Raw genomic sequence first — 11,621 nt, 5'->3', positions numbered from 1 at the left:
CCTCCCGGTCAGGGGCGGCGCGGGAAGCGCGAGAAGTCGGGCTTGCGCTTCTCCTTGAAAGCGTCCCTGCCCTCCTGGGCCTCCTCGCTCATGTAGTAGAGCAGCGTGGCGTCGCCGGCGAACTGCTGCATGCCCGCCGCGCCGTCGCTCACCGCGTTGATGGCGCCCTTGAGCATGCGCAGCGCCAGCGGCGACTTGTCGAGCAGCTCCCGGCACCAGCGGATGGTCTCGGCCTCGAGCTCCTCAAGCGGCACGACCTTGTTGACGAGGCCCATGCCGAGGGCCTCCTGCGCGTCGTAGAACCGGCAGAGGTACCAGATCTCGCGGGCCTTCTTCAGGCCGACGGTCTCGGCGAGCAGCCACGCCCCGTAGCCGCCGTCGAAGGAACCGACCTTGGGCCCGGTCTGGCCGAACCGGGCGTTGTCCGCGGCGATCGTCAGGTCGCAGCAGACGTGCAGCACGTGGCCGCCGCCGACCGCGTAACCCGCCACCATGGCGATGACGGGCTTGGGCAGGCGGCGGATCTGCACCTGCAGGTCCAGGACGTTGAGGCGGCCGATGCCGTCGGGACCGATGTAACCGTCGTCGCCGCGGATCTTCTGGTCGCCGCCGGAGCAGAACGCCTCGGTGCCGGCCCCGGTGAAGATGATCACGCCGACCTCGCCGTCGTCGCGCGCCCGGTCGAAGGCGTCGCGCAGCTCGAACAGCGTCGTCGGCCTGAAGGCGTTGCGGCGCTCGGGACGGTTGATCGTGATCTTCGCGATCCCCTCACCGGTCTCGTAGACGATGTCCTCGTAGTCTCCGGACCTCTTCCAATCGACCGCGTCCACGCTCATCCCATCGCTCGTGTCGTGCCCGCCGCGGCGACCCGCTCACCGAAACGCCCGGTGACCCCGCACGGCGGCGTGCGTCCTGTCGCACTAACCTTACGACCGTGGCGACCGGATTCGAACACGTGGATCGGCCTTCGGCGGGTGGCGGGTCCCGCGGCCGGGTCGAGCAGGCACTGCACGCCGTGGTGCTGCCGCCGGGGCCGAGGCTCACCGAGGCGGTCCTGAAGGCCCTGTCGGGCGAGGGCCCCGCCGTGCTCCCCCTGTCCCCCGCGCTTCCCGCGGCCGCCCTGCGCGAGACGCTCGCGGCGCTGCGGCCGACGCACGTGGCCACCGAGGACGGCGTCCGCCGGCACGCCGGCGGCGCGGGCGCCCGCGACGGCACGGCGGTCGTCATCGCCACCAGCGGCTCCACCGGCACGCCCAAGGGCGTGGAGCTGCGGGCCTCGGCGCTGCACGCCTCCGCCGACGCCTCGCTGCGCCGCCTCGGGGCGGGGCCGGGCGAGCGCTGGCTGTGCTGCCTGCCGCCCTCGCACGTCTCCGGCCTCCAGGTGCTGGTGCGGTCGCTGCGCGCGGGCACCGACCCGATCGTCCACGAGCGTTTCGACGCCGCCCGCGTCGCCCGCAGCGGAGCCGCGCACGTGTCGCTGGTCCCGACGCAGCTCCGCCGCCTCCTCGACCTGGGCGCCGACCTGTCGGCCTTCCGCACGATCCTGCTGGGCGGCGCGGCGGCCCCGCCCGGCCTGCTCGACGCGGCGCGGACCCGCGGGGCCCGGGTCGTCACCACGTACGGCATGAGCGAGACGTCGGGCGGCTGCGTCTACGACGGGCTGCCCCTTTCCGGCGTCGGGCTGCGGATCGGAGCCGACGGAAGGATCATGCTGTCGGGTCCCACCCTGTTCTCCGGCTACCGCGCGGCACCGGGGGCGCACGCCTCCCCCGTCAGCGGCGGCTGGTTCCGCACCTCGGACCTGGGCGAGCTGGTGGACGGGCGGCTGCGGGTGCTGGGCAGGGCCGACGACGTGATCAACACCGGCGGAGAGAAGGTGGTGGCCGCCCGGGTGGGCGAGGTGCTCGCGCGCCACCCGTCGGTCGCCGAGGTGGCCGTCGTGGGCCGCCCCGACGCCGAATGGGGCGAGCGGGTCGTCGCGGTCGTGGTGCCCGCGGGCGAGAGCCCCACCCTGGCGGCCCTGCGCGATCACGCGAGAGCCGAGCTCCCCTCGCACGCGCTGCCGCGGGAGCTGGTGCTGACCGCGGCGCTGCCGCTGCTCCCCAACGGCAAGACCGACCTCGCCGCGCTGCGCCGTACCCCGCGCCACCTGCCGCAGGGCGCGCGATGATCAGCCGAGACCCGACTGTTACGGAACCTCGCACGGTGCGCGCGCGTCTGAGAGGGAGAGACGGGGGCCCGCGCCGGAGCCGTGTCCCCCTTCCGCCGCCCGATGGCGGGGTCTCCCCAGGCAAGGAGAATCGATGAAGGTAACCCGCAAGATGTGGATCTCCGCCGCGGTGGTGGGCACGGTCCTCGTCGGCGGCATGTCCGTCTCCGCCGCGGCCACGGCGGGCCTGGCCGAGCACATGCGCGAGGACGGCGGAACCGCCCGCGACAGCGCGGGCGGCGCTCCTGACCGCGCCCCCGACCGCGCCCCCGACCGCGCCCCCGATCAGGGTCCGGACCAGGGGGCGGCCGACGACGTCGTCACCCACGCCGTCGAGGGGAGTCCGCTGGAGGTCGCGGACTACTGGACCGAGGAGCGCATGGAGCAGGTCGAGCCCATGCCCATGCCGGTCGCCCCCGGCACCGGGGAGGACGCCTTGACCGACGGCACCGAAGGCGCCCAAGCGCCCGGGGCGGACGGCCCCGGCGCGGCGCCGGACATGGTGATCGTCGAGTAGTCCCGCCCGCCTCTTTACCCGGAACCTCCTCCATCGTCGGCACGGCCCCCTGACCACCCGCTATTCGCCCAACAGTGACCACGCGGGAACAAATTTGGCGGAACAACGTTATTGCTAACGGTGCGCCGAGCGGCCGCGACCGCCCCACCTGCCGACAGCCGACCGACGACTCCGTGATGGAGGAGGTGTCCTCATGCCCCGAACCGCCGTGGCGACCTCACCTGAGCGTGGGGCGACCCCGACGACTCTCGCCGAGCTCCTCGATCGAGGACGTGCCCAGGGTCACCTTTCCCTCTCCGAACTGCGCCACGCCTTCGGCGTCGCGGGAATCAGCGCAGCCCGGGGCCGTTCGATCCTGCGCGAGCTGGCCGAGGCGGGAGTCGACCTGGCCGGGGGTGACGAGAAGTCGGCGCCGAGCCGTACGGCGAGAGCCGGGAAGGCGGCGAAGCCCGCATCCCGCGCCAAGAGCGGGGCAGCGGCGCGCAAAGCCCCCACGAAGACCACGGCCGAAACGGCCGAAGGGCACTCCGAAGTGCCCAAGGAGCCGCTGGACCCGGCCCTGGACGAGCCCGACGAGAGCCGCCTTTCGGCACCCGACCTGCAGGCGGACGTCGAGGAGGCCGAGAGCGACCACGACGGCGGGACCCTCGACCTGGACGACCAGTCGTCGGTGATGGGCGACTCGGTCCACACCTACCTCAAGTCGATCGGCCGCCGCACCCTGCTCACCGCCGCCCAGGAGGTCGAGCTGGCCAAGCGGATCGAGGCGGGGCTCTTCGCCGAGCACCGGCTGGAGAACGACCCGTCGCTTCCCGAGGACCTGCGCTCCGAGCTGGAGTGGATCGCCGACGACGGCAGGCAGGCCAAGGAGCACATGCTGGAGGCCAACCTGCGGCTCGTCGTGTCGGTGGCCAAGAAGTACACCGACCGCGGCATGGCGCTCCTGGACGTGGTCCAGGAGGGCAACCTCGGCCTGATCCGGGCCGTGGAGAAGTTCGACTACACCAAGGGCTACAAGTTCTCGACCTACGCCATGTGGTGGATCAGGCAGGCCATCCAGCGCGGCTTCGCCGACTCGGCCCGCACCATCCGGCTCCCGGTCCACGTGCTGGAGATGCTGTCCAAGCTCTCCCGCGTGGAGCGCGACATGCACCAGCGGCTCGGGCGCGAACCCACGCCCGAGGAGCTCGCGGTCGAGCTGGACAGGACCCCGGACCAGATCGAGGAGCTGCTGCGTACCAGCAGGCAGCCGATCAGCCTCAACGCCACCATCGGCGAGGACGGCGAGACCACGATCGGGGACCTGATCGAGGACATCGACTCCCCTGAGGCGTCGGAGGTCGTGGACCGGCAACTGCTCGGCGAGCAGCTCCGGGGCGTGCTCGGCAACCTGTCGCCGCGCGAAGCCAAGATCATGTCGCTGCGCTTCGGCCTGGTGGACGGCAAGCCGCACACCCTCGACGAGATCGGCAAGCACCTGGGGCTGACCCGGGAGCGGATCAGGCAGTTGGAGAAGGAGTCGCTGTCCAAGCTGCGCCACCCGAGCAACGCCCGTCCGCTGCTCGACTGGGCGAGCTGACCCCCGGCAACCCCGCACCCCCGTGGCCCGGTAGCCCGCGCGCATGCGAAGGCCCGGCCCTCCACCGCGCGGTGGAGGGCCGGGCCTTCGGACGCTAGCCGGCGCGGGCGGCCAGGCGGACGGGGCGCGGCACGCGGGCGATGCCGGTCAGCCGGTTCACCTCGCGCAGCGTGCGCAGCCGGTCGACCTCGGAGGTCCACATGGCCCCTCGGGGCGTCGCCTTGGCCTTGCGGCGGCGGATGCGGTCGTCGTAGGCCTTCACGCCGAACACGGCCCGCTGCCCGGCCTCGGCGGCGCGCAGCGCGTCGGTGATGGCCAGGTCGAAGGCGATCCCGGCGGTGCGCAGCTCCGCGGCGGTGCCGCCGGCCGCCTGGACGTCGCGCAGGGCGCGCTCGGCCCTGCGGGCCTCTTCCAGCACCTCGGGGAAGCCTTTGGCGACCTCTTGGTCGGCGTGGTAGCGAACCTCCGCCTCCCTGCTCACACGCGGACGGAAAAACGCCATCCTCTGCCCTTCCTCGTCGATGCTCACGTGACCGGGCGCACGCGGGCACCGGTCACTCGTGGTCAGCGTACGCTGCCCGCGCCGCAGCCCGGTAAACAGGGGGGCGCGCGACACGGGCCGGGGTCCTTTACACAGTAAGGCTCACTTGGCAGGATGATCCCCATGCCCGCCAAGCGACCTCCCGTGCCGCTCTCCCGCGAACGCATCATCGACGCCGCCCTCCACATCGCCGACGGCCAGGGTCTGCGCAGGCTGACCATGCGCAGGCTCGGCGACGCCCTCCAGGTCGAGGCCATGGCGATCTACCACCATCTGCCCAGAGGCAAGGACGCCCTGATGGACGCGCTGGCCGAGCGGGTCACGGCGGTGGAGGTCGACCCCGGCGACGGCGGCTGGCGCGAGATCGCCACGGCGTGGTGCCGGGCGGGCCGCGAGGCGCTGCGGGCGCATCCGGGCGTCCTCGCCCTCGCCCTCACCAAGCCCCCGAAAGGGCGCACGGCGGCGGCGATCCACGAGCAGATCGACCAGCTTGAGCGGGCGGGCCTCCCCGACGCGGCAGGGGCCGTGCGCGCGCTGCGGGCCTACGTGTTCGGGAGCGTCGCGGTGGAGGTGCAGCAGTCGGGCTGGGCCGATCCGGAGGCGTCGGTGGAGCCGGGTCCCTGGCCCCGGGCGGACGAGCGCGCGGACGCCGCGTTCGAGCACGGTCTGGCGGCTCTCCTCGACGGTCTCGCGGCCAACTGACCTAGCCAATTCTGAGGTAAAAGATGTCGCACACGCTTGCGGCCGAGCATCAAGGCGGTCTTATCATGAATTAAGACAATGTGTGCTATAGATCACACCAAGGACGGACCAGGCCGGTGGGTCACCTGGAAGGTCCCCCCTAACCGTCCTAAAGGGCTATGTCCCCAGGGTGTGAGAGACCGCACAATTGCTTCATCCAGTGCAAACCAGGGCTTGCCAGCCCCCTCAGGTCCGGCAAGCCACGATCAGCTACAGATATCGGAGGCACGCCGATGTGCCCGCACCAGCCGACCTGTCCGTCCGCCGAAGCACCGGACCGCGACGCCGCCCGCACCCTCGCCGCGCACCCGGAGCAGGGCTGGAGCCTCCTGTGCAATGGCGTCGTCCTGTTCGACGACACCGGTGAGCTCCTGCCCGACGGCGCCGTCATCGCCCCTCACAGGCCGCTGCCTCTCGTCGGCGCAGCCTGAACCTCTCCTCCAACCAACCGGCGACCACCTCGCCGACTCTCCCGGGTGCCCTCTTGAGGTCATGCCCCTCCTCCGGCAGCACCATTAGACGTGCCGCGTCGGCCGCATCGGGCACCCCGAAGGAATCGCGCCCGCCGTTCACCACGAGCACGTCCACCCCGGCGCTCCGCAGCTCGTCCGCCCTGGACCGCTCGGGCCTTCCCGGGGGATGCAGGGGGAAGGCCAACGCCACGACGGCCTGAGCCCCCACGGCCCGTGCCGTACGGCAGGCCACCCTGGCCCCGTTGCTCCGCCCGCCCTGCACGAGAGGCACCCCGGAGAACCTGGCCGCGAGGTCGGCGGCCAGCGCTTCCCACGCCTCGTCCTGCCTGGCCGCCGAGCCCGGCACGCGCCGCCCCGCCACGCGGAACGGCTGAAGCACCCGGGCCACCGCCACGCCGAGGGGGAGCACCGCGTCGCGCACCGCCAGCAGGTCGGGCGCGTCGACTCCCCCGCCCGCCCCGTGCGTCAGCACGAGCAGCAGGCCGGGATCCGCCACCTCGTCGAGTTCGACGCGCGCGGGCCCATGCGGGGTCGCGATCTCCATGACCGCCACGGTAGCGGACCCGCTCCCGTCCCCCGTCGACCGCCCCTCCCGTTCCGCGACGCGCTCGGGCCGGGCGGACGCCCTCAGAGCTCGACGCCCCGATCACGACGGAGGGCGACCTCGTGGGCCAGCTCCTCGTCCTGGTGGCCGAGGCCGTAGTTCCAGACGTGCATGGCGTCCTCGTCCCTCCCCCGCAGGGGCAGGGTGCGGGCCAGCAGCTCGATCGCGAGGGCGGTCGCCGCCGTGTCGGCCTCGTCGGTCTCCTCCACCGCGGCGGTGAACTCGGCGCAGGCCAGCTCCAGATGGACGATGCCGAGCAGGACCCGCAGCCGGTGCGTCTCGGCCGCCTCCGGGGACGACAGGGCCGCGAACAGCACCTCGGCCGCCTCCTCCGCCCGCCCCTCCTCCAGCATGAGCTCGGCCAGGCGCTGGGCCGCGAGGGAGCCGACCTCGGCGTCGCCCGTCGCGATGGCGGCGCGCAGGGACAGCTCGGCCTCCCCGCCCTCGCCCCGGCCGGAGGCGAGCCTCGCGAGGGCCAGGTGGGCGTGGGGGACGTAGGCCGCGTTGCCGGAGCCGACCGCGGCCTGCCAGGCCGCCCTGGCCTGGTCGACCCGTCCCTCGCGCTCGAAGCCGCGCGCCAGATGGCAGGCGGCCTGCGCGGCGAACTCGGGATGGCCCGTGGCGAGCGCCGTGCGGGCGGCGGCCCGCGCGGCCTCCACGTCGCCGCGCTCCTCGAGCACGACGGCCAGGCCCACGGCCGCCTGCGCCCTGTCCGGTCCGGTGTCGTCGGCCACGAGGCCCGCCAGGATCTCGGCCGCTCCGCCGAGGTCGCCGTCCTCGGCCAGGCGCCGTGCGGCCTCCAGCCGCTCGCCGGAGGCCGAGCCGCCGGAAGCCGAGCCGCCCGCGGGGGCGTCGTCCTCCCACGTGGACGTGGTGCCGGGAGACAGCGTGCCGGGCTCTGGGGGCGTCATGGCTCTTCCTCCGTCGACGATCACCCAGAGCCTAACGACTCGGCCGCCCCGCGTCGCCCAACATGCGGGAACACATCCGGATCAAGGACGGCCGAGTCCGGCGCCTCCGTGACTGGTGACTAGTCCTCGTAGGCGTCGAGCGGCGGGCAGGAGCACACGAGATTGCGGTCGCCGTACGCCTGGTCGATGCGGCGGACCGGCGGCCAGTACTTGCCCTCGCGGAGTGAGGGCACGGGGTAGGCCGCCTCGGCCCTGCCGTAGGCGTGGCCCCACTCGCCGGCCACGAGGCAGTCGGCCGTGTGGGGCGCCCCGCGCAGGGGGTTGTCCTCGCGGTCGTAGTCACCGGAGGCCACCTTGGCGATCTCGCCCCGGATGGAGACCATGGCGTCGGCGAACCGGTCGAGCTCGGCCAGGTCCTCGCTCTCGGTGGGCTCGATCATCAGGGTGCCGGCCACCGGGAACGACATCGTGGGCGCGTGGAAGCCGTAGTCGATGAGGCGTTTGGCCACGTCGTCCACGGTGACGCCGGTCTCCTTGGTGATGCGGCGCAGGTCGATGATGCACTCGTGGGCGACGAGCCCGCCCCGGCCGGTGTAGAGGACCGGGTAGTGCGGCGCGAGCCGCCGCGCCAGGTAGTTCGCCGACAGGACGGCCTGCTCGGTGGCCGCGCGCAGCCCCTCCGCGCCCATGAGCCGGACATAGGTCCACGAGATGGGCAGAACCCCCGCCGAGCCGTACGGCGCCGCCGAGACGGGGCCGACCGGCCCGTCGCCGGCCAGCGGGTGGCCGGGGAGGTAGGGGGCGAGGTGGCCGCGGACCGCGACCGGGCCCACTCCCGGACCGCCGCCGCCGTGGGGGATGCAGAAGGTCTTGTGGAGGTTCAGGTGGGAGACGTCGGCGCCGAACTCGCCGGGCTTGGCCAGGCCGACCAGGGCGTTGAGGTTGGCGCCGTCGATGTAGACCTGTCCGCCCGCCTCGTGCACCCTGCTGCAGATCTGGGTGATCCCCTCCTCGTAGACGCCGTGCGTCGAGGGGTAGGTCACCATGATCGCGGCGAGCCGGGCGCGATGCTTGTCGATCTTGGCGTCCAGGTCGGCCAGGTCCACGTTGCCCTCGTCGTCGCAGGCCACCACGGCGACCCGCATGCCCGCCATGACGGCGCTCGCGGCGTTGGTGCCGTGGGCGGAGGACGGGATGAGGCACACGTCGCGCTCGTGGTCGCCCCTGGCCCGGTGGTAGGCGCGGATGGCGAGCAGCCCGGCGAACTCTCCCTGCGATCCGGCGTTGGGCTGGAGCGACACCGCGTCGTAGCCGGTGATCTCGGCCAGCCAGCGCTCAAGGTCGCCGATCAGCTCCAGGTAGCCGGCGGCCTGCTCGACCGGCGCGAACGGGTGGATGCCCCCGAACTCGGGCCAGGTGATCGGCTCCATCTCGGCGGTGGCGTTCAGCTTCATCGTGCACGAGCCGAGCGGGATCATCGAGCGGTCCAGCGCGATGTCCTTGTCCTGCAGACCGCGCAGGTAGCGCAGCAGCGAGGTCTCCGAGCGGTGGGTGCGGAACACCGGGTGGGCGAGGAAGTCCGAGGTCCGCAGCAGCTCGGCCGGGAGCGCGTCGGGGGCGTCCTCAGGCCCGCCCGCGGCGCCGCCGAACGCCTCCCACACCAGCCGCACGGTCGCGGCCGTGGTGGTCTCGTCGCAGGAGGCGCCCACGTGGTCGGCGTCGACCGGGCGCAGGTTGATCCCGCGCGTCCGGGCCGCCTCGACCACCTCGGCCGCGCGGCCCGGCACACGCGCCAGCACGGTGTCGAAGAACCGGTCGTGGACGACCTGCACACCGCGGGCCCGCAGGCCCTCCGCCAGCACCGCGGCGTGGCGGTGCGCCCGGCGGGCGATGCGGACCAGCCCCTCGGGACCGTGGTAGACCGCGTACATCCCGGCGATCACCGCGAGGAGCACCTGCGCCGTGCAGATGTTGCTGGTGGCCTTCTCCCGGCGGATGTGCTGCTCGCGGGTCTGGAGCGCCAGGCGGTAGGCGCGTCCGCCGTCGGCGTCCTGGGACACGCCGACCAGGCGGCCGGGGAGCTGCCGCTGGAGGCCCTCGCGCACCGCCATGAAGGCCGCGTGCGGGCCGCCGAAGCCGAGGGGCGTGCCGAAGCGCTGGGAGGAGCCGACGGCGATGTCGGCGCCCTGCTCCCCCGGCGGGGTGAGCAGCGTGAGGGCCAGCAGGTCGGTCGCGGCGACGACGAGGGCGCCCTTGGCCTTGGCCTGCTCGGCGACGGCGGCGAAACCGGCGACGCGCCCGGAGGCGCCGGGGTACTGCACGAGGACGCCGAAGCAGTCGGGCAGCTCGCCGGCGAAGTCGGACTCGACCAGGTCGATGCCGAGCGGTTCCGCGCGCGTGGCGAGCACGGCCTTGGTCTGGGGCAGCGCGTCGGCGTCCACCACGAAGACCGCGCTCGCGGAGCGGCCGGCGCGCCGGGCCAGCGTCATGGCCTCGGCCGCGGCCGTGGCCTCGTCCAGCAGGGACGCGCCCGCGACGTCCAGGCCCGTGAGGTCGGCGACCATGGTCTGGAAGTTGAGCAGCGCCTCAAGGCGGCCCTGGGAGATCTCCGGCTGGTAGGGGGTGTAGGCGGTGTACCACCCCGGGTTCTCCAGCAGGTTGCGCCGGATGACGGCGGGGGTGATCGTGTCGTGGTAGCCGAGCCCGATCATCGAGGTGAGGACCTCGTTGCGCGCGGCCAGGCCGCGCAGAGCGGCGGCGGCCTCGGTCTCGCTCACCGCCGGGGGGAGTTTGAGCCCGTCCTTGGTCCTGATGGCCTCGGGCACCGCCGCGGCCAGCAGATCCGCGACGGTTTCGAACCCCACGGCCGCGAGCATGCGGGCCTGGTCGGCGTCTGAGGGACCGATGTGACGTGTGGAGAACGGCGGGGCGGTCAGATCGCGGAGCGGGGTCTGATCGGTCATGACATGGCCTCCCGAGGCACGAGACAGATGCGGAGCGTGCGAGATCGCGCGTCCGAATCTCCCCCTCTGTCATCCACGACGGCTTACATCGCGACCTGAGAGCTTCATCCCCCGATCGGCTCACACACATGAGTCGCACATATGAGCAGACTTCGGGATTTGCACCGTCGGTGAGGCGCACCTGGCGGATGCGCCTGCTTTCCAGAGTTGCCTCGCCCGTGCGGTACCCGTTGCCTGAGAGATTCCGGGGAGTTTGCTCCTTCGGCGCCCCGGGTCACCGGCGTCGGTTCCCGAGGTCTCTCCCGCACAAGGTCGTCAGCCTCGACCCCACTGTACAAGCACCCGCATCACCGACGAATACGACACCCCGCCACCGGCGGCCCCTGGCCGCGCTCCCCGCGCGGACACCGGCCCTGCCCCGCTTCGCCCTCGCCGCGAACCGGAGGTCAGCCCGTACGGCGTGCCCGGCGGCGCTGCGCCAGCTCGTCGCCCGGGTGGTCGTCGATCTCGCCCGGCTCGGCCTCCGCGCGCTCGCCCGGAAGCTCCGCCAGGGAGCCCTCCACCTCGCGCCAGACCCTGCCGAGCGCGATCCCGAACACTCCCTGCCCGCCCTGGAGAAGGTCGATGACCTCGTCGGCGGAGGTGCACTCGTAGACGCTCACGCCGTCGCTCATCAGCGTGATCTGGGCCAGGTCGCTGATCCCGCGGTCGCGGAGGTGCCCGACCGCGGTGCGTATCTGCTGGAGCGAGACCCCGGTGTCGAGGAGCCGCTTGACGACCTTGAGCACAAGGATGTCCCGGAAGCTGTAGAGCCGCTGGGACCCCGAACCGTGCGCCGCCCTTATGCCGGGCTCGACCAGACCGGTCCGTGCCCAGTAGTCGAGCTGGCGGTAGGTGATTCCGGCCGCGGCGCACGCCGTCGGACCGCGATAACCGATGCCCGTGGGCAGGGCCGACGGCTGGCCGTCGAAGAGCAGGCCCTGTTCACCGGCGCGCTGACGCGCTGTCTCACGCCGCACCTGATCGTCCTGGCCGGCCGTCTTACCCTCGCCGCTGCTGACCGCCACGCGGACCTCCGGCTTT

The 11,621-nt window shown here is 73.0% G+C and carries 11 protein-coding genes and 1 riboswitch; of the genes, 5 read left to right on the top strand and 6 right to left on the bottom strand.

The features are described 5' to 3' along the window. Positions 1 to 8: 8 nt before the first annotated feature. Positions 9 to 836, bottom strand: a complete 828-nt coding sequence (gene menB / locus BLQ73_RS09580; RefSeq protein WP_093170028.1) for a 1,4-dihydroxy-2-naphthoyl-CoA synthase — start codon at positions 834 to 836, stop codon at positions 9 to 11. A 170-nt stretch (positions 837 to 1,006) separates the two neighbouring features. Between menB and BLQ73_RS09575 the strand changes: the two genes are divergently transcribed. The 3 genes from BLQ73_RS09575 to BLQ73_RS09565 all read left to right on the top strand — a co-directional run bounded on the left by BLQ73_RS09575 (position 1,007) and on the right by BLQ73_RS09565 (position 4,305). Beyond that, a complete protein-coding gene (locus BLQ73_RS09575) occupies positions 1,007 to 2,170 on the top strand; it encodes an AMP-binding protein (RefSeq protein WP_093170111.1) in 1,164 nt (387 codons plus the stop codon). A gap of 133 nt (positions 2,171 to 2,303) precedes the next feature. After that, a complete protein-coding gene (locus tag BLQ73_RS09570) occupies positions 2,304 to 2,726 on the top strand; it encodes a hypothetical protein (RefSeq protein WP_093170027.1) in 423 nt (140 codons plus the stop codon). Between the two features lie 193 nt (positions 2,727 to 2,919). Further along, positions 2,920 to 4,305 carry an RNA polymerase sigma factor gene (locus BLQ73_RS09565; protein ID WP_093170026.1) on the top strand — a complete coding sequence of 462 codons (1,386 nt, stop codon included), beginning with the start codon at positions 2,920 to 2,922 and terminating at the stop codon, positions 4,303 to 4,305. 94 nt (positions 4,306 to 4,399) lie between these two features. Here the strand turns inward: BLQ73_RS09565 and BLQ73_RS09560 are convergent, their stop codons facing one another. Further along, the gene (locus BLQ73_RS09560) at positions 4,400 to 4,786 is read right to left on the bottom strand and encodes a hypothetical protein (protein WP_245690944.1); all 387 of its coding nucleotides are present in this window, start codon (positions 4,784 to 4,786) and stop codon (positions 4,400 to 4,402) included. A 183-nt stretch (positions 4,787 to 4,969) separates the two neighbouring features. On the opposite strand from BLQ73_RS09560, the gene BLQ73_RS09555 reads away from it, so the two are divergent. Together BLQ73_RS09555 and BLQ73_RS09550 are read left to right on the top strand one after the other, a co-directional pair. Next, on the top strand, positions 4,970 to 5,548 hold the full coding sequence (locus tag BLQ73_RS09555; RefSeq protein WP_093170025.1) for a TetR/AcrR family transcriptional regulator: 579 nt from the start codon (positions 4,970 to 4,972) through the stop codon (positions 5,546 to 5,548). Positions 5,549 to 5,820: 272 nt separating this feature from the next. Further along, a complete protein-coding gene (locus BLQ73_RS09550) occupies positions 5,821 to 6,018 on the top strand; it encodes a DUF5999 family protein (RefSeq protein ID WP_093170024.1) in 198 nt (65 codons plus the stop codon). Here the strand turns inward: BLQ73_RS09550 and BLQ73_RS09545 are convergent. The 4 genes from BLQ73_RS09545 to BLQ73_RS09530 all read right to left on the bottom strand — a co-directional run bounded on the left by BLQ73_RS09545 (position 5,975) and on the right by BLQ73_RS09530 (position 11,605). Further along, a complete protein-coding gene (locus tag BLQ73_RS09545; RefSeq protein ID WP_093170109.1) occupies positions 5,975 to 6,604 on the bottom strand; it encodes an alpha/beta hydrolase family protein in 630 nt (209 codons plus the stop codon). The genes BLQ73_RS09550 and BLQ73_RS09545 overlap by 44 nt on opposite strands. A gap of 83 nt (positions 6,605 to 6,687) precedes the next feature. Further along, on the bottom strand, positions 6,688 to 7,575 hold the full coding sequence (locus BLQ73_RS09540) for a tetratricopeptide repeat protein (protein WP_093170023.1): 888 nt from the start codon (positions 7,573 to 7,575) through the stop codon (positions 6,688 to 6,690). 119 nt (positions 7,576 to 7,694) lie between these two features. Then, positions 7,695 to 10,538 (bottom strand): aminomethyl-transferring glycine dehydrogenase, encoded by a 2,844-nt coding sequence (gcvP, locus tag BLQ73_RS09535; protein WP_093170022.1) that lies wholly within the window; start codon positions 10,536 to 10,538, stop codon positions 7,695 to 7,697. Between the two features lie 211 nt (positions 10,539 to 10,749). Next, positions 10,750 to 10,853: riboswitch (glycine riboswitch) on the bottom strand. 131 nt (positions 10,854 to 10,984) lie between these two features. Next, positions 10,985 to 11,605 carry a MerR family transcriptional regulator gene (locus tag BLQ73_RS09530; RefSeq protein WP_093170021.1) on the bottom strand — a complete coding sequence of 207 codons (621 nt, stop codon included), beginning with the start codon at positions 11,603 to 11,605 and terminating at the stop codon, positions 10,985 to 10,987. Between the last annotated feature and the right edge of the window lie 16 nt (positions 11,606 to 11,621).

This window comes from Sinosporangium album (assembly GCF_900100605.1).
GTDB lineage: Bacteria > Actinomycetota > Actinomycetes > Streptosporangiales > Streptosporangiaceae > Sinosporangium > Sinosporangium album.
Note: the sequence above shows the minus strand (reverse complement) of the source record. Positions and strands in the feature narration are given on the sequence as shown.

Bases quoted from the DNA above. Each gene is read 5' to 3' on its own strand.
- menB (WP_093170028.1), bottom strand. From the start codon at position 836: ATGAGCGTGGACGCGGTCGATTGGAAGAGGTCCGGAGACTACGAGGAC.
- BLQ73_RS09570 (WP_093170027.1), top strand. From the start codon at position 2,304: ATGAAGGTAACCCGCAAGATGTGGATCTCCGCCGCGGTGGTGGGCACG.
- BLQ73_RS09565 (WP_093170026.1), top strand. From the start codon at position 2,920: ATGCCCCGAACCGCCGTGGCGACCTCACCTGAGCGTGGGGCGACCCCG.
- BLQ73_RS09555 (WP_093170025.1), top strand. From the start codon at position 4,970: ATGCCCGCCAAGCGACCTCCCGTGCCGCTCTCCCGCGAACGCATCATC.
- BLQ73_RS09550 (WP_093170024.1), top strand. From the start codon at position 5,821: ATGTGCCCGCACCAGCCGACCTGTCCGTCCGCCGAAGCACCGGACCGC.
- BLQ73_RS09545 (WP_093170109.1), bottom strand. From the start codon at position 6,604: ATGGAGATCGCGACCCCGCATGGGCCCGCGCGCGTCGAACTCGACGAG.
- BLQ73_RS09540 (WP_093170023.1), bottom strand. From the start codon at position 7,575: ATGACGCCCCCAGAGCCCGGCACGCTGTCTCCCGGCACCACGTCCACG.
- gcvP (WP_093170022.1), bottom strand. From the start codon at position 10,538: ATGACCGATCAGACCCCGCTCCGCGATCTGACCGCCCCGCCGTTCTCC.